This is a genomic window from Alistipes sp. 56_sp_Nov_56_25, assembly GCF_001915285.1.
GTDB classification, from domain to species: domain Bacteria; phylum Bacteroidota; class Bacteroidia; order Bacteroidales; family Rikenellaceae; genus Alistipes; species Alistipes shahii.
Window position 1 is genome coordinate 1 of sequence record NZ_MNQF01000013.1, and the last position, 24,450, is coordinate 24,450.

A 24,450-nucleotide genomic window follows, 5' to 3' on the forward strand; every position below is an offset into this window, starting at 1 on the left:
CTCGCATCAAATATGTGTTCAAAAGTTTTGAATGGTCATATCATACTGACAGACACCAGTATTACAACGATTTTAGCACCCGAAATGACCTATACGCCTGTAAATATACGAAAAAAGTTTGTTCCGGCCGCATTCGGCCCGTTTTTGAACATCTTTGCGGAGGGCATGGAAATCCCCGGCCGTCGACGGTCCGGGGATTTTTTAACGGGTGCGGGATTACAGATTGATCTCGATCCGGGGATGATCCTTCTCGGAGTACCACATGTTTTCGACGGTGACGTCGAGCGGCTTGTCACGTCCTACGGTGGTCATCAGCGTCGAGAACGGCTTGAGCACGACGGGATTCTGCCCCGGGAAGCGGAGGACGTACTCCACCGAACTGCCGTTCGTGAGGCTTACCGTGCGGCGGCCGTTGCTCGGGTCGGTGTGGAGCACCTTTGTCCGGACCGATGCCGTGAAGAGGTCCTTCAGCAGCTGTTCGTCGCCCGCTATCGTGCCGAACGAATAGGCCAGCGTGCGGCGCGCTTCGAGCGCCTCGCGCAGCGCTTCGAGCGAGTTGTTCCGGGCGAAGATCAGCGTCATGTTGCGGCTGTGGCCCTGAAGCCGGTAGGTCTCGGCCGTCGCATCGTGGATGTCGGTATTCGCCGACACGAACAGTTTGCGGGCGTGGGCGCGTGCGATGGCTTTGGGGTAGAACTCTGCGCCGTTCATAATTTCGATGCCGTCGATCAGCCCTTCGCCGTAGGCTTTGACTTCGAACTCGGGGTGTTCGAGGCTCTTGCGCCGCCAGCCCGGATGGTTGTGCATCACCAGCGCCCCCTGCGCCTTGGCGTTGCGGAGCGATTGCAGGGCGTCGGTGGCGTAGAGGGAGTTGTTGTCCGTGGTGAAAAGGGCGTTGTAGTGGCCGTAGGCGATCGGTTCGCGGGTGATCTCGGCGCCGGGAATGATCGTCAGACCGTATTTTCGGGCGGTCTCCCGGGCCAGTTTCACCGGGAGGTTCAGATCCGACTGGATGCCCCGTTCGTCGGCGCTCCTCCGGATGATGTTGTTGTTTATGGCCTCCGTACCTTCGGGAACGTAGCCTTTGAGGAAGTTCAGCATCTTGCCTTCGTGGCGGCGGTATTCCACGTGTTCGGTGATCGCCAGCACGTCCAGGCCGTCGTACCACGCTTCGCGGACGCGGAATTCGGGCGTGCAGTCGCCGTCGGAGTAGACCGAGTGGGTGTGCAGGTCGGCTTTGTAGACGTTGTAGCCGTTCACCTCGGGCAGTATGAATTCCGCGCGCTGTGCGGCGATGCGCCCGGTGTGGCGCGTGATGTCGGGATTGTAGGCGTCGGTGTAGTAGCCTTGCGCGCTTGCGGCGCATGCCGCCGAGAGTGCGGCGGCGAGAAACAGCAGTTTTTTCATGGTGTCGTAGTTATGGTTGGGAAATCCGGGTCGGATAAAGAGACAGAGGCCCCTGCAAGGGGCCTCTGTCCGTAATTGTACGCTGTCGCGGTATTACTTCGAGAACCCCTTGCCGATGGCGAGGAAGTCCTCTGCCTTGAGGGCTGCGCCGCCGATCAGGCCGCCGTCCACGTCCTCCTTGGCGAAGATTTCGGCGGCGTTCGAGGGCTTGCACGAACCGCCGTAGAGGATCGCCGTCTCCTGTGCCGCTGCGCCGAACTTGGCGGCGAGCACCTGGCGGATGTAGGCGTGGATCTCCTGTGCCTGCTCGGCCGAAGCGGTCTTGCCCGTACCGATGGCCCAAACCGGCTCGTAAGCGATCACGAGGTTCTTGTACTGCTCCTCGGTGAGGTTGTAAACCACCTCTTCGATCTGGGCCTTCACCACGTCGAAGTGTTTGCCGGCCTCGCGCTCGTCGAGGTTCTCGCCGACGCAGTAGATGGGGATCAGCCCGTTTGCATAGGCCTGCGCCATCTTCTTGTTGAGCGTCGCGGAGGTCTCGCCGTAGTACTGGCGGCGCTCCGAGTGGCCGAGGATCACGTATTTGCATCCCAGCGCCGCGATCATCGAGGCAGCGATCTCACCCGTGTAGGCGCCTTTGGCTTCGGTGGCGCAGTCCTGCGCGCCGAGTGCGACGTCCGAACCCTTCAGGGCCTCGGCAACCATCGCCAGATGGGTGAACGGCGGGCAGACGATGAAGTTCACGCACGAGCAAACCTCTCCGCGGCCTGCCACGACGCCTTTGGCCAGTTCGACACCTTCGGCGGGAAGCGTGTTCATCTTCCAGTTGCCGGCAACAATTTTCTTTCTCATAGTTGTAATTCTTTTTTATGTTAATAAGTCTATCCTTTGTTTAGCAAGAATCCCGGTTTCGCATGCGCGGCGTTCCGCCGCGTTTGCAATTCTACCCTCCCCTAAATCCCCTCCTCGGAGGGGACTTTATCGCGATGTTTCCGGGTTTTGGGCCGAAGTCGCGGCCTGCCGATCCGCTTCGGGCGAATCGAAAAATTTCTGACCGGGGCGTTCCGTAATTTTTAATTCTTAATTTTTCATTTTTAATTTGCGTCGCACCAGCCTTTCACCTCGTCGATCGAGGGGGCTTTCAGTCCGAGCTTGTTCTTCTTGTTGAATCCGCACAGGTCGTTGAAGAACTTGCCGGGGGCGAGTTTGCGGAGCGACTCGACGGTGAGGTACCCCATCTTCTGAATCACCGGAACCCACTCTTCGGGAACGCCGATGGCGGTGTAGGCCTCCGCGGGATCGTTCACGACCTTCTTCTCGGGGCGCATCTGCGGGAAGAACAGCACGTCCTGGATCGAGGACTGGTCGGTCATAAACATCGTCAGCCGGTCGATGCCGATGCCCATTCCCGAGCAGGTCGGCATGCCGTATTCCAGCGCGCGCACGAAGTCCATGTCGATGAACATGGCCTCGTCGTCGCCCTTCTCCGAGAGACGCAGCTGCTCCTGGAAACGCTCCAGCTGGTCGATCGGGTCGTTCAGCTCCGAATAGGCGTTGCACAGCTCCTTGCCGTTGACGAACAGTTCGAAACGCTCCGTCAGGTCGGGGTTCGAGCGGTGACGCTTGCACAGCGGCGACATCTCGCGCGGGTAGTCCGTGATGAAGGTGGGCTGGATCAGCTCCTCCTCGCAGTACTGCCCGAAGATGGCGTCGATCAGCTTGCCCTTGCCGAAGGTCTCGTCGACCTCGACGTTCAACTGCTTGCACGCTTCGCGCAGCTCCTCCTCCGAGCGGCCCGTGATGTCGTAGCCGGTCTTTTCGCGGATGGCGTCGGTCATCGTCAGACGGCGGAACGGGGCCTTGAACGAGATCGGCTTGCCGTCGATCGTCAGCTCCGTCGTGCCGTTCACGGCCATGGCCACCCGTTCGAGCATCTGCTCGGTGAACTCCATCATCCAGAGGTAGTCCTTGTAGGCCACGTAAATCTCCATGCACGTGAACTCGGGGTTGTGCGTGCGGTCCATGCCCTCGTTGCGGAAGTTCTTGCCGAACTCGTAGACGCCGTCGAATCCGCCGACGATCAGTTTCTTGAGGTAAAGTTCCGTGGCGATGCGCAGGTAGAGGTCGATGTCGAGCGAGTTGTGGTGGGTGATGAACGGACGCGCCGATGCGCCGCCGGGGATGGGCTGGAGGATCGGGGTCTCGACCTCGATGTAGCCCCGTTCGTTGAAGAACTCGCGCATCGTGGCCATGATCCTGGCGCGGCGGACGAAGGTCTCCTTCACCTGCGGGTTGACGATCAGGTCCAAATACCGCTGGCGGTAGCGCACCTCCGGGTCGGTGAAGGCATCGAACGTCTTGCCGTCCTTCTCCTTGACGACGGGCAGCGGGCGGATCGACTTCGACAGCACGGTGAACTTACGGCAGTGCACCGACAGTTCGCCGGTGTTGGTATGGAAGGCGAATCCCTCCACGCCGATGAAGTCGCCGATGTCGAGCAGTTTCTTGAAAACCGTGTTGTAGAGCGTCGGATCGCCTTCGGGGCAGATGTCGTCGCGGCGGATGTAGACCTGAATGCGGCCCGTGTGGTCCTGCAGCTCGAAGAACGAGGCGCTGCCCATGATGCGGCGCGACATGATGCGGCCGGCGATGCGGACGTCCTGGAAATTCTTCTTCGCGTCGTCGTAGTTATCGGCGATTTCGCGCGCCGTGGCCGTCACTTCGTAACGGGCGGCGGGGTAGGGTTCGATGCCCAGATTGCGCAACGCCGTGAGCGACTGCCTGCGAAGCTGTTCCTGTTCGCTGAGTTCGATTGCCATATCGTGTGTTTTTGATGTATCGTTTTATATCCGTGCAAAATTAGTGAAAAAAGGGCAAAGTAGCAACTCTTTCCGCAATCGGCTGCAACCGCGGCGCGGCGGCCCGGGAAAACCGGGCGCGGGCGGTTGTTGTTTATTTGGTTTTTATCGCTATATTTGTTTGTGTGTCTGACTAAAACCTGAATTATGAAACAACTCTCCATTCTCTTTCGCGGCACGCTGGGTTTCCCCTTCCCGGTTTCAGGGGCGTTCGCCCTGTGCCTGCTGCTGCTCGCCTCGTGCGGCGGCGACGACTCTTCGGACGAGGGCTATGCCGCCATTGAATCCGCATCGTTCACCTTCGACGAAACGACTCCGGCGAACAATGCGGTCCGTGTGATCGCCAACACCGGGTGGCAGGTTTTCTGGACGCCCGAGTCGGCTGCCGTCCGGGTGGAGCCGGCCTCGGGTTCCGGTAACGGAGTGTTCTACGTGCGGGACATGCCCAAGGGCGCTTCCGTTCAGGTGGGCGTGCGCGCCGCCTCGGGCAAGACCTCGGGCAAGCCGGTCACCGTGACCCGCGCCGCCGATGCCGTCGGGGTGACGCTCTCGGTCGCTCCCGCCGAACTGCTCTACGATCCGGCCTCGCCCGCATCGAACGTCGTCACCGTGACGACGAACGCTTCGTGGAAAGCGGCATGTCCCAATTCCGCGCTGAAGTTCTCGCCCGCCTCGGGTACGGGCAGCGCCACGATCACCATTGCCGACGCGCCCGCGGGGCAGCGCACCACGCTGACCGTTACGGCCGGAGAAGGCTCCGGCGCCAAGACTGCAACCTGCGTGATCGTGCGCAATCCGGAGACCCCCGCCGAGACGGTTTTCAGCCTCGATTTCGGCAACGGAGCGGGCGGCGTCTGGGCGGGTGCGAATCAGGAGTGGAAAACCCAGACCGGCACGGGAGCCTCGACGGTGACCTATGCCGTGAACAATGTCCGTATCAACAATGACAATTACGGTTCGGCGGGCAAATACTCCGGGGCTTCGGGAAAAGCCTACGCCAAAATGTTCTACAACGCGTCGACGGACTATTTCGTGATCCAGGACATCTCGCTGCCTGTGGGGCAGACGAATTTCACCCTCGCTTTCGGTGCGATCTTCCCGGCGGATGACGTTTCGCTGACGGTGAGCGCCGACGGTGCGGTCTGGAAACCGCTCGTCTATACGGGCGCGTCGGCCTACAACACGTGGACCGGGACGACGGTGGGCTTCACGCTCGCGCAGCCTGTTCCGAAACTGTGGATTCGCCTTGCGCCGACGGGTACGGAGCGCGCCTACGGACTGAATTTCGACGACATCCGGCTCACGACGGGCGGCGGCGGTCAGCAGGTCGACCTCGGGACGGGTGCGGGCCTTCGCTGGGCCGAGCTTCCCTCCAATTTCGAAACGCCTTCCTCCGACCAGTTCGTGCATACGACCTGGTCCACGACTGTTTCGGGCGGCAAGCGGGTGCGCAATTACACCTATTGTTACGATAAGCGCCGCCACAATCCGGTTTGGGTGGCCTATCCGCATCATCGCTGCTACCTCGAAGGTTCGGGGCGCTCCGACGAGCCGTGGGCGGCGGACCCGGCGCTTCCGGAAACGCAGCAGGCGAAGATCTACCCTTCGTCGGCAGGCGACGTTTACCAGTATTGGGTCGCCGATCTGGTGACCGGCCGTTACGGCAGCGGCTATTGGTCGCGCGGGCACCTCTGCATGTCGCGCGAGCGGCCCGGTAAGGGGTTGGAAATCAATATGCAGACCTTTCGGCCGACCAACATTGCGCCGCAGGCCGCCGAGCCGAGTCCCTTCGGGAAGATCTGGGGGAATATCGAGGAGGCGATTTCGGGCGGCGCGATTCCCGCCGACACGCTTTACATCGTGGCCGGATGCTATTACGAAAACGACGGCTGGGTTCAGAAAGACGCCTCGAACAACGGTGCGTTGAGTTCGCTTTCGAAGGATTGCGTCATGCCGACGCACCAGTTCAAGATGGCCGTGCGCAAAAAGACGGTCCAGGTGGGCAAACCCATTCAGGAGTGTACGGCCGACGAACTGGAGACCATCGCCTTCTGGGTCGAAACCCTGACGACGAGCGCCGCCACGGAGAAGTCGCAGTTGGGGCAGTTTATCGTTCCCATATCGGAGATCGAGTCGAAGATGCGGATGAAATTCTTTCCGGGGATTCCCGACGCGGCCAAGAGTCGGGCCGGCACGCTGTCGGCGTGGTATTGACGGAAAAGGAGCTGCTATTGCAGCTCCTTTTTTGGGCGGGACAGTCTCCGGTAGGTCCAGAAGGCCGCCAGTCCCAGCGCGATGCCGACCGCCGTACCCCACACGAGGTCCATCGGGTAGTGTTTGCCCAGATAGATGCGTGAGTAGCAGATCAGGAGGGTGGAGAGAACCATCAGTCCCGTGAACCACCGCCGGCGGATGACCGAGGCCGACAGCACGGCCAGCGTGACAATGACCGCCGCATGGGCCGAGACGGTCCCGAAGCGGCCGCTCACGGCCTCGACGGGGACGTGTACGACCCAGTCGTGCGTGACGCCCGCGGCGGCGAGCGAGTCGGGCGTCAGCCAGCGCAGCTTGCGCAGCGAGTCGGGAGCGATCTCCAGCCCTTCGAGCGCGGGGGTGAACATCGGCCGCCAGCGCGGTTCGAAGTCGGGCAGCAGCCCGCCCAGCACGCCGTTGTGCTTGAAGATTCCCGAAATCATGTCCGAGAGGACCAGCGCGGCGATCATCAGCGCCGTGAAGAGGATGACGTTGCGCCATCCGTCGCGGCGCCACACGAGCCAGAGGATCAGCGCGTAGAGCGGCAGCCACATCGTCGTGCCCGAGACGGTCAGCATCAGGCGGTCCATGAAGGGGCCGCCGTCGAAGTTCAGGGCTAAAAAGAGGTTATGGTCGCAATTCATAGGCTAAAAGTCGAAGGTGAAAGTTCGGGCAGATAATCCGGTTGCCGGATTGTCCGCATTCCGGTTGCGTCGCGACAAGCCCCCGGCAAGGCGGAGGTTTGGGGGTGGGTCCAATTTGTAAACGCCGCTGCAAGCGGCGAAAACGACATTCCGGGATGCATGAGCGGGTCCATATACGTATCAGAACTGGAAATAGATAAACGGCTGTATGTCGCTGGATTTGATCTGCATGACGCACCAGATCATCGCCGCGGCCATCAGGACCTGCAGAACCAGCGGCGCATGGACCACGATCCGCTGCGCGACGGCGTCGACGGCCGACGGCAGCAGGTGCAGGATGTAACCCGCGGCGATCAGCGCGAAGACGGCGGCGTAGCCCGTCACGACCTGCGGGATCATCGCGGCGTTGAAGTTTTCGAAAATCTGGTGCAGCATCAGCGAGACGGTCTGCATCGACTCGGCGCGGAACATCAGCCACCCCAGGCAGACGATGTTGAACGTCAGGAGCATGCCCGCCGCGCGGCTCCACCAGTGCATCTGCGCCCCGGTGGCCTTGGCGCCCGGAACGAGGGCCATCCAGAGCTTGTGCAGCGCCAGAGCCGCGCCGTGCAGTCCGCCCCAGAGGATGAAACGCACCGCCGCGCCGTGCCACAGTCCGCCCAGCAGCATCGTCAGGAGCAGGTTGCCGTAGGTCCGGATGCGGCCCTTGCGGTTGCCGCCCAGCGAAATGTAGAGGTAGTCGCGCAGCCACGTCGAGAGCGAGATGTGCCACCGCCGCCAGAACTCGGTGATCGTCGCCGACTTGTAGGGTGCGTCGAAGTTCTTCGGGAAGCGGAAGCCCAGCAGCAGGGCGATGCCGATGGCCATGTCCGAATAGCCCGAGAAGTCGCAGTAGATTTGCAGCGCATAGCCGTAGATGCCCATCAGGCACTCGAATCCCGAGTAGAGCAGCGGTTCGTCGAAGATGCGGTCGACGAAGTTGAGCGAGATGTAGTCCGAAATGATCGCCTTTTTGAACAGGCCCGTGAGGATCAGGAAGACGCCCGTGCCGAACATCTCGCGCGTGACCACGACCGGGTTCTGCCGGATCTGCGGGATGAAATCCCGGGCGCGGACGATCGGGCCGGCCACCAGCTGCGGAAAGAACGACAGGTAAAAGAGATAGTCGAGCCAGTTGGACAAAGGCTTCAGCTGGCCGCGGTAAATGTCTATGGTGTAGCTCATCGACTGGAAAACGAAGAACGAGATGCCGACCGGGAGGAAGATGTTCTGGAATTGCAGGAAGCCTTGTCCGAACAGCTGGTTGGAGATGTCGATGAGGAAGTTCGTGTACTTGAAATACCCCAGCATGCCGAGGTTCACCGCGACGCTCAATACCACCAGCCAGCGTTTCGTCCACCGGAAGCGCGCCCGGTAGATGCCCCGGGCGATCAGGAAGTCGCTCGCCGCGGCGAAGACGAGCAGCAGGAAATAGATGCCGCTCGACTTGTAGTAGAAATAGAGCGAGAAGGCGATGACGTAGACGATGCGGGCCATCGGTGCGCGGCGGAAGGCGCTGTAAACGAGCAGGAATCCCGCGAAGAGGAACAGGAACAGCCCGCTGCTGAAAATCAGCGGCGAGGAGGCGTCGTAGGCAAACAGCGCCTGGAGCCTGTCGGTGATGCCGTCCGTTGCGGGAAAGGTCATTGCGCGCGCGGGTTAAGGGGTGCGGAGGATGGGGCCGGGAGGATGCTGCGGTCGACGGCGGCCCTGCGCGCCGAGTCGAGGACGGCCTGCGCCGCCGTGCGGCGCAGGCTGGCGATCCGCTGCTCGGTGTAGACTTCCGAGACTCCGGCGTTGATGGCGTCGAACAGCGCCCATGCCACGCGGCGCCCTCCGGCGTAGTTGATGTGGGTGTAGTCCTTGCCCGCCCAGCCGTTCTTGACGAACTGTTCCATGCCGCCCAGGGCGCGCATGGCGTCGCACGTGGGCCAGAAGGCCGCGCCCGTGTTCCGAGCCGCACGGCGCTGGCAGTCGAGCATGTGGGGGATGGCGTCCATCGGTTCGAATCCGGCGTCGGTCTTCACCGAACGGTCGCTGACGCCCAGCACGAGCACCGCCGCCCCCGGGAAGCACTGGCGGACATAGGCGATCATCTTCTCGATCTGTCCGGCGTAGTTGGTGTAGTTCTTCACGCCCGGCTGCATGATGTTCAGCCCGTACTGGAGCACCACCAGATCGTAGCCCAGCATGGCGTTGATCTGGGCGTTGACCGACGGGTTGGTCCAGAACATCGCCTGCCCGTTGTTGCTGCGCACGGAGTAGTTGTCGACCACGACGCCCCGGCCTTCGAAAACCGCTCCGTAGCCGACGAAGTCCTCCGCGCCGGAGAGCACCTTGAAGGCGAGCGAGCGGACACGGGGGGCCGAGACGGCGATCTGCCGCACGGCGTCATCGCCCGCGATGTCGAATTCGCGGCGCTGGGCGTCGTTGAGCGTCACCTCGACGCGGCTGTCGCGGGGCGAGAGGAAGAAGACGCGCGCCGTGGTGCACGAATCGAGGCGTTTGCGGTAGTCGGTGCTCTCCCAGCGGGTCGAAGCCCCGGCCGCAGGCTGGCTCACCCAGCCCGAGACGTAGAAATTCTCGCGCAGGCGCGCGGGCGCGGCTTTGCGCTGCATGATGTTGTAGGTCGTCCAGCCCTTCGACTGGGTTTTGACCGTGCGCCGGAACGCCGTCAGCGGCGAGGCCATCGGGGCGAATCCCGCGCCGCCGCCCGAGTAGGCCGACTGGAGCCGTTCGCGCAGGTCGGCCGTGAGGATGTCGCCCTCGACGAACGAGTCGCCCAGGAAGGCGATGCGCACCGGGCGCGGAGCGTTGAGCAGCGTGTCGCAGAAGGCCTGGATGCGTCCGCTGTCGCTGAAATCCTCGATCGGGGTCAGCGTCGCGACGAAGCGCGCCGAGTCGGGCACGGCGCGTTCGCGGCGGGCCGTGTCCTGCGCGAGGAGCCATTCGTAGGTGATCTGCACCTCGCGCGGGGTGGTGTCGGCCTCGATGCGTTCGGCGACGGCGGCCATGTCGATATGGAACTCCTCTTCGTCGAAGAGCGCCGGCTCGGCGGCGGGTTCGGCCGCTTCGGCGTCGTCGAACGAAAGGAGGTCCGAGAGGATGTTGGCGCGGCGGAGTTTCACGCCCCCGACGCTTTGCGGAGGGATGAAACTTACGGCCACGAGCACTGCGATGAGCGCTGCGGCCGCCAGCCAGCTGTGGTGGGTGTAATCTTTTCCGGGGGTGTTCATCGGTGGGTCAGTCGCGCCGTCCGAGGATCAGGAAGACGTAGTAAAGCACCGACGCGATGGCGCTCAACGCCGCTACGAGGTAAGTGCGGGCCGCCCACGAGAGGGCCTCTTTGGCCTGCGCGAGCTGTGCTCCCTGCATCGTGCGGCTGGTCTGGAGCCACTCCACGGCGCGGGCCGAGGCGTTGTACTCGACGGGCAGCGTGACGAGCGAGAAGAGGGCCGACATGGCGATCATGCCCACGCCGATCCAGCACAGCAGTTCGTTCTGCGTCGAGGCGAGGATGACGAGACCCAGGATGATGACCCACGTGGCGGCCGTCGAGGCGAACTGCACGACGGGAACCAGCTGCGAACGCAGCGTCAGCGGGGCGTAACCGCGGGCGTGCTGCACGGCGTGGCCGCACTCGTGGGCCGCCACGGCCGCGGCGGCGACGCTCGACGACGAGTAGACCGAGTCGCTCAGGTTGACGGTCATCGTCTGCGGGTTGAAATGGTCGGTGAGGTGTCCGCCCACGTGCGTCACCTTCACGTTGTGGATGTTGTTGTCGCGCAGCATCTTCTCGGCGACCTCGGCGCCGGTCAGCCCGCCGGGGAACTGCACCTTCGAATACTTCTTGAACACCGATTGCAGGCGCGCCTGCACGATGAACCCGATGACGCCGATGGCGATGATCAGGACGAACATGCCCATCGTCGCGGCGTCGTAGCGCGCGGCGTGCGGCTCTGCATAGTAACCTGCCTGGAGCAGGGCAATCATAGGAAATGTCATAGCGTTGTCTGTTTTGTTTTCCGGTGCGTGTAATACGCTCCCGCCTGCTGCGAGGGCATCAGCACCATATCATTAACGTTCATATGGGCGGGTAATTGTGCCGCCCATGCGATTGCTTCCGCAATGTCGGCGCCGGTGAGCGGTTCGACGCCGTCGTAAACCGCGTCAGCGCGCTTCTTGTCGCCGTGGAAACGCACTTCGGAAAATTCGGTCTCGACCATTCCCGGGCGGATCTCCGTCACCTTGATCCCGGCCGAAAGTAGGTCGGCGCGCATCGACTGCGAAATGGCGTGCACGGCGTGTTTCGAGGCGCAGTAGACCGCGCCGTTCTCGTAGGCCTCGGTCCCGGCGATCGAGCCGATGTTGAAGATGTGCCCGCGGCCCGCGGCGACCATCTTGGGCGCGATGACGCGCGTGACGTAGAGAAGCCCCTTGACGTTGGTGTCGATCATGGCGTCCCAGTCGCGCGTGTCGCCCAGGTCGATGTGCTCCAGTCCGGCGGCGAGACCCGCGTTGTTGACCAGCAGGTCGATGTTTTCGAGCGGAGAGAGGTTGCGGCGCACCTCCTCCTCGGAGCGCACGTCGAAGGCGAGCGTCGTGCAGCGGCCGCCCGCCGCTTCGATCTCCGCGCGCAGCGTCGCGAGCCGGTCGGCCCGGCGGCCCGTGGCGATGACGGCGTATCCCTCCTTTGCCAGCCGGAGCGCCGTGGCGCGTCCGATGCCCGAAGTGGCTCCCGTAATCAATGCCTGTTTTTGCATACGAAAAACGTTTGTTTTCCGCAAAGATACAAAAAAGTAGGATGGCTGCAAAACAGAATTGCGGGCGCGTTTGTAAAACCTTCCGGCTGATAAAAAGTGTCGTTACGATACCGGAAATACGAAATTTATATGTTACTTTGTACAAATTTTCGACAAGACAGCGCACCGTGAATCTCTCCTTTTTCATCGCACGCCGCATGGCGCAGCCCGCGCCCGGGAACAAGCCCGGGGTGATGGAGCGTATCGCCGTGGTGTCGGTGGCGCTGGGGATGGCGGTGATGATCCTCGCGATGGCCGTCATCATGGGCTTCAAACGCGAGGTGGCGCGCAAGATGACGGGGTTTGCGGCTCACGTCGCGGTGACCGACATAAGGGGCGTGAACGCGCTCGATGCGCAGCCCGTGCGCCGCAGCGCGCATGTCGAGGAGCTGATCCGCCGGACCGACGGGTTCGTGGCGATGGCTCCCTATGCCGTCAAGGGGGGCATCGTCCGCACGGCCGACGCCGTGGGCGAGGTGATGCTCAAGGGTGTCGAGGCGGATTACGACTGGTCGTATTTCCGCGAATGGCTCGTCGCGGGGGAGCTGCCCCGTGTGGGCGGCGAGGTCCGCACGAAGGACATCCTGCTGTCGCGCACGCTGGCCGACAAACTGCTGCTGGGCGTGGGCGACAAGGTCGAGATGCTGTTCGTCGAGCCGGGCGAAATGCCGCGCCGCGACCGTTTCAAGGTGGCGGGCGTCTACGAGTCGGGGATGGAGGAGATGGACGGCGTGGTGGTCGTGACGGACATCCGCAACGTGCAGCGGCTCTCGGAGTGGGGACCGGACGAGATTTCGGGCTACGAGATCCTGACGCGCTCGCTGGCCGGCGCCGACACGTTCGCCCGGACGCTGGGCCGGACGCTGTTGTACGATGATGCCGAAGATTCCGAAAACCTCGCCGTGACGAGCGTCCGGGAGCGGTACGCCAATATTTTCGATTGGCTGAAGGCCCACGATGTGAATGCCGCGGTGGTGATCGTCATCATGCTCGTGGTGGCCTTCTTCAACATGACCTCGGCGCTGCTGATCCTCGTGCTGGAGCGGACGCGGATGATCGGTCTGCTGAAAGCCTTCGGGATGCGCAACGGCTGTCTGCGGCGCATCTTCCTCTGGCGGGCGGCGCTGGTGACCCTGCGGGGGCTGGCGTGGGGCAATGCCGCCGGACTGGGGTTGTGCCTCGTGCAGAAATGGACGCATCTGGTGAAGCTCAGCTCCGAGGGATACCTGCTCTCGGAGGTGCCCGTGTCGCTGGGTTGGGGCTGGTGGCTGGCGCTCAACGCGGGGTTCGTCGCCGCGATCGTCGCCCTGCTGGTGATCCCGACGGCCGTGGTCTCCACCGTGAAGCCCGAAGAAACGATTAGATACGAATGAAACCATACAATACAGATCAGACCAAAAAGGAGGAGGTGCGCGAGATGTTCGACAACATCGCGCCAAAGTACGACCTGCTGAACCATACGCTTTCGATGAGCATCGACCGCGTGTGGCGCCGCCGCGTGGTCGGCGAGGTGCGCCGCGCAAAGCCCGGCCGCATCCTGGACGTGGCGACCGGAACGGGCGACCTGGCGATCGCCATGGCCCGCCGCATCCGCGACGTGCAGGTGCTCGGGGTGGACCTTTCGGAGCAGATGCTCGCCGTGGCACGCCGCAAGATCGAGGCCCGGGGGTTGGACGGGCGCATCGTCCTCGACCGGGGCGATGCCGAGCGTCTCGCCGTGGCCGACGCGTCGGTCGATGTGGCGACCGTGGCGTTCGGGGTGCGCAACTTCGGAGACCTCGGGGCCGGGCTGCGCGAACTGGCCCGCACAATAAAACCCGGGGGCAAAGTCGTTATCCTGGAGTTTTCGCGTCCCCGCAACCGGGTGTTCCGGGCGTTGTACGAATTTTATTCCTACAAAATCCTGCCCCGCATCGGCGGGCTGGTGTCGCGCGACAAGCGGGCCTACGAGTATCTTCCGGCCTCGGTCGGGGAGTTTCCCGCGCCGGAGGAGTTCATGGCGATGATGGCCCGGGCGGGATTTCGCAACTGCCGGGCGCGGAGCCAGAGTTTCGGTATCGCACAAATATATATAGGAGAAAGATGAAGATGATACAACGTTATTCGGTGTACGTATTGCTGCTGGCGGTCGCGGTGTCGCTCTCTTCGTGCCGCCGCGCCGTGGAGAAGGCCCGGCGCAACATCCGCTTCGAGGGCATTGAAAGGGTCGAGCGTCAGGGACTGACGGGCGCCGAGGTGGTCGTGCGGGTGATGAACGATACGGGTTACAAGCTGGTGCTCGATGCCGCGGAAATGGGCGTTTACTATGCCGGCGGCCGTGTGGGGACGGTCGTCCTGCGCGAGGCGGTCGAAGTGCCCCGCCGTACGACGGACAGCTTCCGGACCTTGTGGCAACTGAAAATCTCTGACCCGCTGGCGCTCTACGTGCTGGCCCGGAAGGTGAAGTCGGGCGATCTGTCGCAGGTCGAGGTGTCGTATGCCGTGGAAGGGCGCGGAGGCCCGGCTCCCGTGAAAATTTCGCGCGAACGGATGCCGTTGTCGGATTTTTTGAATACCTTTGGCCTTACGATCGAGGACGTTAAAAAACAGTTGAAATAATGCGCAGATTGCTTTTCCTCATGCCGATTCTCCTGTGCGCGGCCGTTTCCGCGCACGCGCAGTCGCTCGACGCCTTCAAGCAGCGTCTGGCGGAACCCACGCCCGGGGCGACGCTTTTCAACCGGGCGCAGGTCACCGTCACCGAGCATGACGACGCCGCACGCGCCGTGGCCGACGCCGCGCGCGCCGGGCAGCGGCTCTATTTCGAGGGTTTTCACCGGGTCTGCGTCTTTTCGGACAACGGGCCTGCGGCGCGCGACGGGGCTTTTGCCGCCAAGGCGCTGTTCGAGGAGACTTATCCCGACGTGAAGGTTTACGTGGATTACGAGATTCCCTATTTCATCGTTTCGGCGGGCAACTGCCTGACCAAGGAGGAGGCCATCATGCTCAAGGGGCGTGTGTCGGCGACCTTCCCGAAGGCTTTTCTCAAGCAGCTGAAGAGGGAGAAATCCCCGATTTCCAACCTTTTGGACCAATAAAAGTCCGGTTTCGAAAAATAATTCTTTTTTCTTTGCTTTTCCCGGGCGAATATTTAACTTTGCGGCGTTACGGAACAATTAACAATTAAATGTTTAACGCCATGAAAAAGATTGTCTCTTTTGTCATCGTCCTGGCTGCCGTCGCAATGGTAGGCTGCTGTGGAAATTCGAACAAGAAGGCTGCCGAGGGCGCTGCCGCCGCTGCCGCTACCGAAGCTTCGGCTTGCGCAAACTGCGCCGAGAAGTGCGATTCGACGGCTGCATGCTGCGCCGAGAAGGCCGATTCGACCAAGGCCTGCTGCGAGAAATCGTGCTGCGAGAAGGCCGAGGCAAACAAGTAGTCGCCGGTTAGGCTTGAGAGTGAGGGAGATTCTTCGGAATCCCCCTTTTTTGTTGCCGCACGGAATTGCCATGCGGTTTTAGATTCGGCGCGGAATGTGTACGGGGAGTGGAAAAAATGATTGTTTTTGCATGAAATACCCGCAATTATGAAAGTACTGCTTATCAACGGAAGTCCCCGCCGCGAGGGGAACACCTTCATCGCGCTCTCCGAAGCGGCCCGCGCGCTCGAAGCCGAGGGCGTCGGGGCGGAGATCGTCTCGATCGGAACCAAGGCCGTGCAGGGATGCATCGCCTGCGGAAAGTGCGCCGAACTGGGACGCTGCGTCTTCAACGACGCGCTTTACAACGAGGTCCGCGAGAAACTCGCCGGGGCCGACGCCCTGGTGGTCGGTTCGCCGGTCTACTATGCCGGGCCGAACGGGTCGCTGTGCGCCCTGCTGGACCGGCTGTTCTACTCCTGTTCCGACCGCCTGGCCTACAAGCCTGCCGCGGCGGTGGCCGTATGCCGCCGGGGCGGGGCGAGCGCGACGTTCGACCGGCTGAACAAGTATTTCACGATTTCAAACATGCCCGTCGTGTCGTCGCAATACTGGAACAGCGTCCACGGGAGGCTGCCGGGCGAGGCGGCGCAGGACGCCGAAGGGTTGCAGACGATGCGCGTGCTGGCCCGCAACATGGCGCGGATGCTCCGGGCCGGACTGCTGGCTTCGGAAGGCCGTCCCGAACCGGAAGAGCGGGTCGTGACGAGTTTTATCCGCTGAAAGGCCCGTCCGCAGGGCGGATGAACGGAAAAAGAGCGCCGCTATTTGCAGAATCGGGAAATATTGTGTACTTTTGGGGCACCTTTCGGAAAGATGCAGGAGTGGTTGAACTGGCCCGCCTGGAAAGCGAGTAAACCCCTAAAGGGTTTCAGGGGTTCGAATCCCCTTCTTTCCGCAGCATGCGAAAACCGGGTTGCAAGCGATCTTGCAGCCCGGTTTCTTTTGCGGTTCAGGGTCAGTCGACGCGGGTTTTCCGGCCGGGGTGCTCCGTCTCTTTCTCGCGCACGACGGCGAGCACTTCCTCGACGATTGCGGTCAGCGTCCACGAGGCGTTCGGCCTGCGGGCATGCAGGCGGTCGCACGCGAGCCGGATGGCGTCGAGCAGTTTCAGCGCGATCAGGATGTACGGCGGCAGTTTGAGTTTCGAGATGTCGTACTTCTCCTTGTTGAGGTAGTTCAGGAACGTGTCGTAGGTCGTGCCTAACAGATACTTGCCGAAGGTCTCGAAGACCAGTTTGAGGTTACGGTTGGCATTTTCGCGCTCGAAGTGGAACGATTTGAGGGCTTGCGCAATCAGAATGCGCCATTTCAGGTGTTCGGAAACGTACATATTAAGCGGATTTTGATGGTTGATGGGAAGCCAACAGAATCTACCCGGACTTACTGAAACAGCGATGACGGATGGGATGATGAACGTGTGTTTACAGAGGCATTCGGAGTTTCGGGAGGAGTCGTAGTCATATTGGCTGTTTTTGTTCTTTCAAAGGGGTAATCTGAACAAAAATGCAGATCGGAATTTGTGCGGGCAACTACAACCTTAACCCTTGGGTTTGTTTTCGTATTGAAAATTGTATTCTCGTAAATTCGGTATTATATGGCAGCTGCAAGCTGTCTCTTCTCCGTGCATTTGATGCTTGCGGAATGGCCGGATAACCCGGGCGCTCCGCCGCGTTCCGGACCGGATGGTCGGAATGGTATGCGCAGATGTCCGGACGGGACCGGTTCGTCCGGAACAGCCGCTGTCCGGGGACGAAGGGGCATGGCGCAGGTGCGGCAGCGATGCGGCATGCCGCCGGGAATGGCGAAAGGGATTTCTGCGAACGGGAAGTGACGGCCGCGATTTCTGCGGACCGGAAAGGATCGAAGGGACGGATGCGGACGCCGAAGGGCGGCGCGTCCGGAGGCCTTTGGCGCGGGTATGGCGGCGGGCGTCCTGCCTTGCCGGAGCGGACGTTTAGAACGGATACCCGATGGCCAGGTGGAATCCGAGACCGTCCTTGAAACTGGAAATGTTGTAGTAGCCCTTCTTGTCCGGGTTCGGATAGGGGGTGTGCAGGCCGATGCCGAGGTCGGCGCGGATGACCAGGTAACTGATGTCGTAGCGCAGTCCGAAGCCTGTTCCCAGCGCGATGTCGTTCAGGAAGCCTTTCCATTTGAGTTCGGCTCCGGGACGTTTGGGGTCTTTCTTCAGCAGCCAGATGTTTCCGGCGTCGAGGAAGACGGCTCCGTTGAGCCGCCCCATGATGCCGAAGCGGTATTCGATGTTGGCTTCCAGTTTGAAGTCGCCCGTCTGGTCGAGGTAGCCGTTGCGGTCGTCCGCGGGCGGGCGGTAGCTGCCCGGGCCGAGCGACCGGATGGTGAAGGCGCGGATGCTGTTGGCACCGCCGATGTAGAACTGTTCGCTGTAAGGCATCACCTCCGAATTGCCGTAGGCGTAGCCCGCGCCGACGAGGAGACGCGTCGCCAGCCAGTTGTTGCGGCGGCCGATGCGGTGGTAGAACTTCACTTCGCTGACCTCCTTGACGAACTGCGAAAAACGGTTGCCGAAGAGGGTCTGGGGCTGCCGTTCGCCGAAGGCCCGCAGGATGCCCGAAAGCAGGTTGCCGGCCGACGTGACGCTGTTCTGCCAGTAGAAGCGCCGGTTGCCCGTGGCGCCGTAGGTCCGCTCGAAGGTGTAGGTGTAGTTGATCGAGGGCACGAACTGGTTGCGGAAACTCATGGCGATGGCCGGATTTTCGTCCATCGTCCGGTCGAAGGAGTCGGTCGTGTGGAGCAGTTTGTTGTAGGTGAGCTTGAAGACCGTCAGCGAATGGCGGCTGTACGGGGAGGTCTGGAAGTTGTAGCCCGCCGAACCGCTGAAGGCGATCAGCCGGAAGAAGCTGGGACGGTTCATCAGGTCGACGCCCAGCTGGAACGACGTGCTCCCCGGGTATTTCTGCCGGCGCGTCATGCTCCGGGGCAGCAGCAGCCTCGGGATGTCGAGGTTGGCGTTCAGCCCCAGTTCGTAGGAGTTGAGCCGCGAGGAGCGTCCCCCGGAGTTCTTGTTGCCCGTCTGCCATTCGTAGGAGCCGTTCAGCTTCACGGAGAGGACCTCGCCGCCGCGGAAGAGGTTGTTGTTGCTGACCCGGAAGGTGACGCCCGGGCCGATGAAGCTGTTCGATTTCGAGGTGACGTCGGTCTCCAGGGCCGCCTCCAGCGGGTAGTCGAACCGGGCGTCGATCTCCACGTCGAGCGTGTCGGAGCCGCGCAGCGAGTCGAGCGGCGTGACGCTCAGGTTGACGGAGCGGAAGATCCCCAGTTTGTTGAGGTCGGTCTGCGTCCGGTTCTGGGCGTCGACGGTGAAGAGCTGCCCGGGCCGGAGCGTCCGGGCGCGGGACAGGACCCGGGGGCGGATTTTCAGCGGCCGCCGGGCGATGACGGTCGCGTCCGGCAGGCGCAGCGTATCCGCAGGGCCGGGTTTGATGTTGGTCAGGCGGACCGTGACGTCGCCCACGCGGTAGGGCATGAGGGCCGCCTGCGGAACGTTCGGCCGGAGGTTCAGGCGCAGGGCGACCTGCCGTCGGCCGGCGGTCGTGTCGGCCAGGTACTCCATGTATTCGGGACGGAAATAGTAGTAGCCCCGGTTGCGGAGCAGCTGGGAGATGCGTTTGCGTTCGAGCGTGAGCGAGTCGAGGTTGTACTGCGCCCCGACGCGCAGCAGGGAGGTGGCTTGTAGGCTGTCGATCAGCTGTTTCAGACCCCCGACGGCCTGCGGATAGGCGATGGACGAATAGTGCCATGCGGGTGCGATGCCGAGCGTGTACCGGACTTTCGCCTTGCGGCCGCGCTTGCGGTAGAGCAGGGAGTCGGCGGCGCGGGAGCCGAAGTACCCGTAATTTTCGAGGACCTGCTCGGCGACCTTCGTGCGCAGCTGCGGCTGTACCTTGGAGATCAGCACCGGCTGTTTGGCCAGCCGCTTGTAGAACCAGTATTTGAATCCTTTCTCCTTCGGCGTATAGAGGTGGTTGTAGGCCCACAGCCCGACGGGCAGCGGGGTGCGGAGGTAGGGGCTGTAAAGCGGATTGTTCGGTGCGACCGACAGCGGTTCCTTCACCGCCGACTCGGCCGCCGGAGTGAGCACGACGCCCGAATCCGGCTCGATGAGGATCTTTTTCACGCCCGTATACAGCACCTCGTCGCTCCCCAGCCGCCGGGTGGTGGAGCAGGAGGCCGCCAGCAGCACGGCGCAGAGGGGCAGAACGATGTTTCGGATGCGCTGCGGACTCATTTTCTCGGTTTTTTGGTTTTGGGACGCATCGGCTTGAACAGGTCGCCCAGCCGCGACAGTTTCTTGCGGATGACGAAACCCACGCCCGTTTCGGTGATCTCGCCTTCGAGGATGCTCTCGTAGCCCGTGTGGCGGAAGACTTTCAGGTACATGTTGTCGCGTTTGGTGAGCATGTATTCCAGCGAAATGTCGTCGATCAGGTTCTCCTTGAGGTTCTGCGACGGGTCGGCGTCGGTGCTGAACTTGCCGCCGATGACCGCCCGCACGCGGTTGTTGAAGAGGTTTTTCGAGAGCCGGTAGGAGTAGTCGGTGCGCTGGCCGTTGGGGTCGTCTTCGCCGTGGGAGTCGATGCCGAAGGAGAGGTCCACGCCCTTGAGGTTGTTCTGCGCCCATTGGTTCAGCTCCTTCTGGATGAACGTGTTGAGCGGATTCTCGGAGCTGACTTTCGCGGTCGTTCCCGGGCCGGTGTAGGTGTTGTAGATCAGCAGGTTCATCGCCTGGTTGGCGCGCTGCTCGGCCGTCAGCGAGTTCAGCTGGTTCTGCATGGCGAGGTCCTCGGGGGCCGCCAGGCCGAAACTGATCGCCAGGTCGTTGAGCGAGTTGCGGATGTTGATCGAGATGTCGAAATTCACCGGCCGGGAGTCCTGCCCGTCGGAGGAGACGTTGGCCCGCACGGTCTCGACGGCCGTGATGTTGAAGGCCGGGTCGGCGATGTCGCCGATCCATTCGACGTAGCTGTCCGGCGTGATTTTGAAGATTTTCTGCGAGATGACGGGCGGGTTGTAGCGCACGCTTCCGCCCGAAAGCACGTATTTGCCCGACAGGCGGACGTCGCCCAGCGGGTTCATCGTGTAGGTGAGGTTGCCGCCGCCCTGGAGGTCGATCCGGTTGCTGCCGTCGGCCGAGAGGTCCACGGCGGCCTGCACGTCGTTGTTGATGTCGACGTTTATAAGCACGTCCATGCCCCCGATGCGTACCTCCTGCGGCGTGTCGTCCGGGGTTTGGGTGTCCAGCTCGCTGAACGAGACGAACGTCACGACATTCTGCGGGCGTTCCTTCACGTCCATCGGCGAGTCCTGCATGACGTAGTTGATGTCCGTGCCGCCCAGCAGGGCGACGTTGCCGCGGACGACGAGTTCGTCCACGGGACCTTTGGCCGTGGCGCCGAGGTCGAGATAGGCCTTGCCGTAGACCGCCGTGCCGGCCTTGCGGGCCACGTCGACGAACTGGAAATCCGAGGCCCGCAGCGCGAGGTCGGCCGTCATGCGCCCGAAGTCGGCGAGGCTGACCTCGCCGCCGACGGTCAGCGCGCTTTTGTTCGGGGCGTAAACCGCGTAGTCGTCGAACAGGATGCGGCTGCCGGCGATGCGGATCGTGTCCGCGGAGAGGCCGAACGACGTGCCGATCATCGGGACGCGGACGTCGGTCCCGGCGAACCGCACGCCTCCGTCGAGTTTCGGCCGCTCGGGAGTGCCGCCCGCGTGGACCCTGGCCTGAAGGCTGCCCGAAAGGCGGAGCAGGTCGGCGGGCAGGAAGACGTTGGCCCGCTGCAAGGGGAAGCCCGGGACGGTCACCGTCAGGTCGAGCGGGCTTTCGCGCCCCTCGCGGCAGTCCCCCTGCACGGTCAGCACTTCGGCTCCGTCGAGCGTCAGGCGCGCGTCGGCGAGGTGTCCCCGGTCCTGTTTGTAGAACAGCCCGAGGTCGACGCTGCCGAAACGCTGTTTGTCGTAGGTCAGCTCCGCCACCGAGACCCCGCCCCGGAGGGAGAGGCTGTCCGCCGCGAGGTTCAGCGTCAGGTTCGCGCCCAGCACGCCGTCGACGGGCGGGGCCGAGGGGAACAGCCCCATCGCCGGACCGACGTTCAGTCCGGCGATGTCGAGGCGGATGTCGTCGTCGTCACCGCCGCCCGGGGTCGTGCGGATCGCGAACCGCTGGTCGCCGTGGGTCATGTCGAGGTCGGCCTCCACGCGCTTGTCGAAGCGGTATGCGAGGTAGTTGCCGCGATTGACCGTCCACGGCTCGAAACCGAACAGCGGGTCGGGAGGCGTCACGCTCGCGCGGACCAGGCTGTCGGTCCACGTCACGTCCAGCCCGAAGCGGAATCCTTCGCGGCCGGCGCGGTTGCGCTGGTAGAGGTTCGCCTGCCCGGTGTTCCGCACGAGGTGGCCGTACAGTCCGGCCCGGGCGATGTTGTCGAGGTTCCCGGGGGCGTTCGCCAGCCCGAGGGCGTATTCCAGCCGTTTCCCGTTCTGGCGGATGTCGGCCGTCACGGTGTCGAGGACCACGTTCCCGTAGGCCAGTCCCTCCGTGCGCAGGCGGATCGAAACGGGCAGCGAGTCGCAGTTCGCCCCTTCGGCGTTCAGCGCGTCGAAGGCGATCTTCCGGGATTTCAGCAGGCTGTTGAGGATGTTGTCGGGACCCGCCGAGACCCGCAGGGCGAAGTCGGGGAGCGCGGGTTTCAATTGCTCCATGTCGATGCTCTGCGCGTCGATCTGTCCGGCCAGCGCCCGGGCGCTCCGGGTCAGCGCCGCGATCAGCGAGTCAGCGGATTGGGGCGTGGAGAACGTCAGCGACAGGTCGCCGGAAGCCGCTTCGGCCCGGGTTGCGGCCGAGTCGGTGTGCAGCGAGACGCTCGTCGGGCGGATGCGGTCCGTCCGGTGTTTGTTCCGGATTTCGATGCTGTCCAGCGCGATGCGGGCGGCGTAGGCCCCCTTTCCGGCGGCGGATGCGGAGGCATCGAGGGCGAACGATCCGCCGATCGGCTCCGGGCTGACGCCCAGCGCGGCCAGGTCGAACCCGAAGACGCTGCCCGAGAGGCCGATGCGCTGTTCGCGTTCGGTCAGCGTTCCGGAGACGGACAGCAGCAGCCGGAGCGCCTCGTCGCGGTCGGAGATCCGTCCTGAAAGACGCTGGCTGTCGAGTTCTGCGTCGAGTTCGATGCCCCCGAAGTCGCGTCCGCCGAACTCCGCGCGGTCGATCTGCGCCCGGAGGCTCGTCCGGGTCCGGGGCAGCAGCGGGTCGAAGCCCGTGCCGCGGGCTTGCAGGGTCAGGTCGACGATCCCCAGCGAATCGGCCGGGAGGAAACTGTTGAGCGGGAAGCTGTCGGCCCGGATCGCGGCGTCGTAACTCTGTTCGCGGGGGTTGAACCGCCCCTTCACGGAAAGTTCGCCGCCGTCGGCCGAGAGTGTCGAAGCCGTCGAGAACGTCCCCCTGTTCGCCCCGGCGGAGCCGCGGAGCCGGATCAGGGCCGGAATCGCCACGCGCCGCCGCAGGGCCGTGTCGGGGAGCAGCGCCTTGAGGAACGCAAGGTCCCGGAAGTCGCCCTCGAAGCGGGCCGACGCCTCCATCCGGTTGGCGTCGAGCAGGTTTTTCGCCGCGGCGTCGGCCTTGAGGTCGAGGTGTCCGGGCGACGAGATTTCCAGCTGCGTCTTTCCGATGTCGCCCAGAGTTCCCGCCGCGGAGAACGACAGCCGGACGGTCCGGTCGTCCAGCACGGGCGGGACCGCCTCCGGGGAGAGGTATTTCAGGTCCTTCGTGTTCAGGTCGGCCGAAAGGACGGCGTCGAGCGGCGAAGCCGGCTCCAGTTTCAGGATTCCGGCCCCGGCGGTGAGCTCCGCCCGGATTCGGGAGAAGGCGGTTTGCAGGTCGAGGCCGGAGAGGACGATGCCCGAGGCGTCCATGCCGAAACGTCCGGTCAGGTCGCGGACCGAAAGCCCGCAGCGTTCGGTGAACGCCGTCCGGCGGATTTGCAGCGCGATGTCGGCGCCCCGGTTGTACACCGAATCAATCGTGAGGTCGAGCGGCGCGAGGGCGATGAACGCCGGGTCGAACCCCGCGGCGGGACGGTGGCCCAGCCGGCCGTATTCGACGCTGTTGCCGGTCAGCGCGACGCGGCCGACCCGGACGGTCCATGGTGCCGACGCTTCGGTCGTCCCGGCGGAAGTCCCGCTTTCCGCTTCGGTCGGTTCGGTGAGGTAGGAGTAGGCGCCCCGGTCGAGCAGGACGCTTTTCACGGAGACCTGCTGGCTGTCCAGCAGCACCCGGCAGGTGTCGACGCTCCCGTCGGCCAGGCGGACGGAGAGTTCGGAGACCGCAGGGGAGGTCCGCATCCCGAAGGCGAGGCTCGAGACCGCGATTCTGTCGAGTCCCACCGTCCACGGCAGGGCGGCGGCGCTCTCCTTTTTCTCGGCGGGAGCCGCTTCGGTCAGGTTCAGCCGGATGTCCGCGTCGGCGAGAACGAGCCGGGAGATGCCGGCCGTGTTGGCCGAAAGATCGGCGCGGACGGCTTCGAGGGACAACTCTCCCGCAGCCAGGCGCAGATCCATGCCCGCCAAGGTGTCCTTGTAGTGGGCGGCGACGCGTTCCAGCGCGAAGCTCCGGATGACGACCTCTTTGCGGATCAGCGGCCACAGGGCGGCGTCGAGCGAGAGCCTTCCGCAGCGAAGGAGCGTGTCCGTCCTGTCGGCCAGCAGGGTGTTGTCCACCGTCAGCCGCAGCGGAAAGGCGAGGCGGATGCGTTCGACGGAGACCTCCATGCCGAGCGTCCGGGAGGCATAGGCGACGGCCCGTCGCCGGGCCAGGTCCTGAACGGCCGGAACATAGAGCAGCGCCGGGACCAGCAGCAGGACGAGGAGAATGACGAGCAGCGTCCGGAGCGTATGTTTGAGAATTTTTTTCAGCATTTGTGGAAACAGCGTGTTTCGGAATCCGGCAAAAGACA

18 protein-coding genes and 1 tRNA gene are annotated in these 24,450 nt (G+C 63.2%); 8 read left to right on the forward strand and 11 right to left on the reverse strand.

Annotated elements, in window-relative coordinates; genetic code table 11:
* Window positions 1-216: 216 nt before the first annotated feature.
* The 3 genes from BHV64_RS05445 to lysS all read right to left on the reverse strand — a co-directional run bounded on the left by BHV64_RS05445 (window position 217) and on the right by lysS (window position 4,226).
* The gene (locus tag BHV64_RS05445; protein ID WP_015547073.1) at window positions 217-1,407 is read right to left on the reverse strand and encodes a PHP domain-containing protein; all 1,191 of its coding nucleotides are present in this window, start codon (window positions 1,405-1,407) and stop codon (window positions 217-219) included.
* A gap of 93 nt (window positions 1,408-1,500) precedes the next feature.
* The gene (gene tpiA / locus BHV64_RS05450) at window positions 1,501-2,259 is read right to left on the reverse strand and encodes a triose-phosphate isomerase (protein WP_022061845.1); all 759 of its coding nucleotides are present in this window, start codon (window positions 2,257-2,259) and stop codon (window positions 1,501-1,503) included.
* Window positions 2,260-2,501: 242 nt separating this feature from the next.
* Window positions 2,502-4,226 (reverse strand): lysine--tRNA ligase, encoded by a 1,725-nt coding sequence (gene lysS, locus BHV64_RS05455; RefSeq protein ID WP_022061722.1) that lies wholly within the window; start codon window positions 4,224-4,226, stop codon window positions 2,502-2,504.
* A 186-nt stretch (window positions 4,227-4,412) separates the two neighbouring features.
* On the opposite strand from lysS, the gene BHV64_RS05460 reads away from it, so the two are divergent.
* On the forward strand, window positions 4,413-6,479 hold the full coding sequence (locus BHV64_RS05460; protein ID WP_288115629.1) for a DNA/RNA non-specific endonuclease: 2,067 nt from the start codon (window positions 4,413-4,415) through the stop codon (window positions 6,477-6,479).
* Window positions 6,480-6,493: 14 nt separating this feature from the next.
* Here BHV64_RS05460 and BHV64_RS05465 read toward each other — a convergent pair whose 3' ends face one another.
* From BHV64_RS05465 to BHV64_RS05485, 5 genes are all read right to left on the reverse strand, one after another.
* Window positions 6,494-7,162: a phosphatase PAP2 family protein gene (locus BHV64_RS05465; protein ID WP_022061724.1), complete on the reverse strand. Its 669-nt coding sequence runs from the start codon at window positions 7,160-7,162 to the stop codon at window positions 6,494-6,496.
* Window positions 7,163-7,342: 180 nt separating this feature from the next.
* Window positions 7,343-8,848, reverse strand: a complete 1,506-nt coding sequence (locus BHV64_RS05470; RefSeq protein WP_147619436.1) for an MBOAT family O-acyltransferase — start codon at window positions 8,846-8,848, stop codon at window positions 7,343-7,345.
* Entirely contained in the window at window positions 8,845-10,437 is a 1,593-nt protein-coding gene (locus BHV64_RS05475) for a hypothetical protein (protein WP_022061725.1), read from the reverse strand. Before BHV64_RS05475 ends, BHV64_RS05470 begins: the two co-directional genes overlap by 4 nt.
* Before the next feature lie 7 nt (window positions 10,438-10,444).
* A complete protein-coding gene (locus tag BHV64_RS05480; RefSeq protein WP_118406800.1) occupies window positions 10,445-11,194 on the reverse strand; it encodes a zinc metallopeptidase in 750 nt (249 codons plus the stop codon).
* A gap of 8 nt (window positions 11,195-11,202) precedes the next feature.
* Window positions 11,203-11,964, reverse strand: coding sequence for an SDR family NAD(P)-dependent oxidoreductase (locus BHV64_RS05485; RefSeq protein WP_015547081.1), 762 nt, complete (start codon window positions 11,962-11,964; stop codon window positions 11,203-11,205).
* A 167-nt stretch (window positions 11,965-12,131) separates the two neighbouring features.
* Here BHV64_RS05485 and BHV64_RS05490 point away from each other — a divergent pair, with 167 nt between their 5' ends.
* From BHV64_RS05490 to BHV64_RS05520, 7 genes are all read left to right on the forward strand, one after another.
* Window positions 12,132-13,376 carry an ABC transporter permease gene (locus tag BHV64_RS05490; RefSeq protein ID WP_118406811.1) on the forward strand — a complete coding sequence of 415 codons (1,245 nt, stop codon included), beginning with the start codon at window positions 12,132-12,134 and terminating at the stop codon, window positions 13,374-13,376.
* Window positions 13,373-14,089 (forward strand): bifunctional demethylmenaquinone methyltransferase/2-methoxy-6-polyprenyl-1,4-benzoquinol methylase UbiE, encoded by a 717-nt coding sequence (gene ubiE / locus BHV64_RS05495; protein WP_015547082.1) that lies wholly within the window; start codon window positions 13,373-13,375, stop codon window positions 14,087-14,089. Before BHV64_RS05490 ends, ubiE begins: the two co-directional genes overlap by 4 nt.
* Window positions 14,086-14,601, forward strand: coding sequence for a hypothetical protein (locus BHV64_RS05500; RefSeq protein ID WP_015547083.1), 516 nt, complete (start codon window positions 14,086-14,088; stop codon window positions 14,599-14,601). Before ubiE ends, BHV64_RS05500 begins: the two co-directional genes overlap by 4 nt.
* Window positions 14,601-15,080, forward strand: a complete 480-nt coding sequence (locus BHV64_RS05505) for a hypothetical protein (RefSeq protein ID WP_015547084.1) — start codon at window positions 14,601-14,603, stop codon at window positions 15,078-15,080. Before BHV64_RS05500 ends, BHV64_RS05505 begins: the two co-directional genes overlap by 1 nt.
* A 101-nt stretch (window positions 15,081-15,181) precedes the next feature.
* Complete coding sequence (locus tag BHV64_RS05510; protein ID WP_015547085.1) at window positions 15,182-15,421, forward strand: hypothetical protein; 240 nt, start codon at window positions 15,182-15,184, stop codon at window positions 15,419-15,421.
* A gap of 147 nt (window positions 15,422-15,568) precedes the next feature.
* Window positions 15,569-16,183 (forward strand): flavodoxin family protein, encoded by a 615-nt coding sequence (locus tag BHV64_RS05515; protein ID WP_022061112.1) that lies wholly within the window; start codon window positions 15,569-15,571, stop codon window positions 16,181-16,183.
* A gap of 87 nt (window positions 16,184-16,270) precedes the next feature.
* A tRNA-Ser gene (locus tag BHV64_RS05520) sits at window positions 16,271-16,358 on the forward strand.
* 60 nt (window positions 16,359-16,418) lie between these two features.
* Here BHV64_RS05520 and BHV64_RS05525 read toward each other — a convergent pair.
* The 3 genes from BHV64_RS05525 to BHV64_RS05535 form a co-directional block, all read right to left on the reverse strand.
* Window positions 16,419-16,793 (reverse strand): hypothetical protein, encoded by a 375-nt coding sequence (locus BHV64_RS05525; RefSeq protein ID WP_015547087.1) that lies wholly within the window; start codon window positions 16,791-16,793, stop codon window positions 16,419-16,421.
* Window positions 16,794-17,417: 624 nt separating this feature from the next.
* A complete protein-coding gene (tamL, locus tag BHV64_RS05530; protein ID WP_288115630.1) occupies window positions 17,418-19,730 on the reverse strand; it encodes a translocation and assembly module lipoprotein TamL in 2,313 nt (770 codons plus the stop codon).
* Complete coding sequence (locus BHV64_RS05535) at window positions 19,727-24,412, reverse strand: translocation/assembly module TamB domain-containing protein (protein WP_288115631.1); 4,686 nt, start codon at window positions 24,410-24,412, stop codon at window positions 19,727-19,729. Before BHV64_RS05535 ends, tamL begins: the two co-directional genes overlap by 4 nt.
* Window positions 24,413-24,450: the final 38 nt, after the last annotated feature.

Excerpts from the sequence above, each read along its gene's own strand:
- BHV64_RS05445 (WP_015547073.1), bottom strand. The coding sequence starts at position 1,407 with ATGAAAAAACTGCTGTTTCTCGCCGCCGCACTCTCGGCGGCATGCGCC.
- tpiA (WP_022061845.1), bottom strand. The coding sequence starts at position 2,259 with ATGAGAAAGAAAATTGTTGCCGGCAACTGGAAGATGAACACGCTTCCC.
- lysS (WP_022061722.1), bottom strand. The coding sequence starts at position 4,226 with ATGGCAATCGAACTCAGCGAACAGGAACAGCTTCGCAGGCAGTCGCTC.
- BHV64_RS05460 (WP_288115629.1), top strand. The coding sequence starts at position 4,413 with ATGAAACAACTCTCCATTCTCTTTCGCGGCACGCTGGGTTTCCCCTTC.
- BHV64_RS05465 (WP_022061724.1), bottom strand. The coding sequence starts at position 7,162 with ATGAATTGCGACCATAACCTCTTTTTAGCCCTGAACTTCGACGGCGGC.
- BHV64_RS05470 (WP_147619436.1), bottom strand. The coding sequence starts at position 8,848 with ATGACCTTTCCCGCAACGGACGGCATCACCGACAGGCTCCAGGCGCTG.
- BHV64_RS05475 (WP_022061725.1), bottom strand. The coding sequence starts at position 10,437 with ATGAACACCCCCGGAAAAGATTACACCCACCACAGCTGGCTGGCGGCC.
- BHV64_RS05480 (WP_118406800.1), bottom strand. The coding sequence starts at position 11,194 with ATGATTGCCCTGCTCCAGGCAGGTTACTATGCAGAGCCGCACGCCGCG.
- BHV64_RS05485 (WP_015547081.1), bottom strand. The coding sequence starts at position 11,964 with ATGCAAAAACAGGCATTGATTACGGGAGCCACTTCGGGCATCGGACGC.
- ubiE (WP_015547082.1), top strand. The coding sequence starts at position 13,373 with ATGAAACCATACAATACAGATCAGACCAAAAAGGAGGAGGTGCGCGAG.
- BHV64_RS05500 (WP_015547083.1), top strand. The coding sequence starts at position 14,086 with ATGAAGATGATACAACGTTATTCGGTGTACGTATTGCTGCTGGCGGTC.
- BHV64_RS05505 (WP_015547084.1), top strand. The coding sequence starts at position 14,601 with ATGCGCAGATTGCTTTTCCTCATGCCGATTCTCCTGTGCGCGGCCGTT.
- BHV64_RS05510 (WP_015547085.1), top strand. The coding sequence starts at position 15,182 with ATGAAAAAGATTGTCTCTTTTGTCATCGTCCTGGCTGCCGTCGCAATG.
- BHV64_RS05515 (WP_022061112.1), top strand. The coding sequence starts at position 15,569 with ATGAAAGTACTGCTTATCAACGGAAGTCCCCGCCGCGAGGGGAACACC.
- BHV64_RS05525 (WP_015547087.1), bottom strand. The coding sequence starts at position 16,793 with ATGTACGTTTCCGAACACCTGAAATGGCGCATTCTGATTGCGCAAGCC.
- tamL (WP_288115630.1), bottom strand. The coding sequence starts at position 19,730 with ATGAGTCCGCAGCGCATCCGAAACATCGTTCTGCCCCTCTGCGCCGTG.
- BHV64_RS05535 (WP_288115631.1), bottom strand. The coding sequence starts at position 24,412 with ATGCTGAAAAAAATTCTCAAACATACGCTCCGGACGCTGCTCGTCATT.